This window comes from Dermacoccus sp. UBA1591, assembly GCF_002322065.1.
Lineage (GTDB): Bacteria > Actinomycetota > Actinomycetes > Actinomycetales > Dermatophilaceae > Dermacoccus > Dermacoccus nishinomiyaensis.
Window position 1 is genome coordinate 29,116 of the sequence record NZ_DCNR01000115.1, and the last position, 348, is coordinate 29,463.

General features: G+C 73.0%; 1 protein-coding gene. It reads right to left on the minus strand.

All coding sequences use genetic code 11. The features are described from left to right. Positions 1 to 195 (minus strand): CPBP family intramembrane glutamic endopeptidase (locus B2284_RS13285; RefSeq protein WP_286697632.1); only part of this gene is annotated, 195 nt, incomplete at its 3' end. Between the last annotated feature and the right edge of the window lie 153 nt (positions 196 to 348).

Here is a 348-nt window from a genome sequence, read left to right on the forward strand (position 1 = left end):
CGCCCCCCGCAGCGGCTCCCCGAGCAAGGCGTTGGGAAGGTGCAGCAACCCGAACGCCACGGCTGACAACACACCGACGGCGGTCTCGTCGAACCCTTCATCGAGAGCCGCGCGCTGGATGACGCCGCGGTACATCGTCTCCTCGCAGACGCCGATCACGAGCGTGGTGGCGAGCAGAGCTGCCTGATCGCCCACGGGCGGGAGCGGGGGACGACGCTGCTCACCCGACGACGTCGCCCCATCAGCGCCGGTTCTCTCCGTCCGATACCCCTCCGCGACGAGCGCGAACGCCACCGCGCAGGTGAGCCCGGCCGGCGCCCAGAGCCAGCCGCGCCGGCGCCCGGGCTG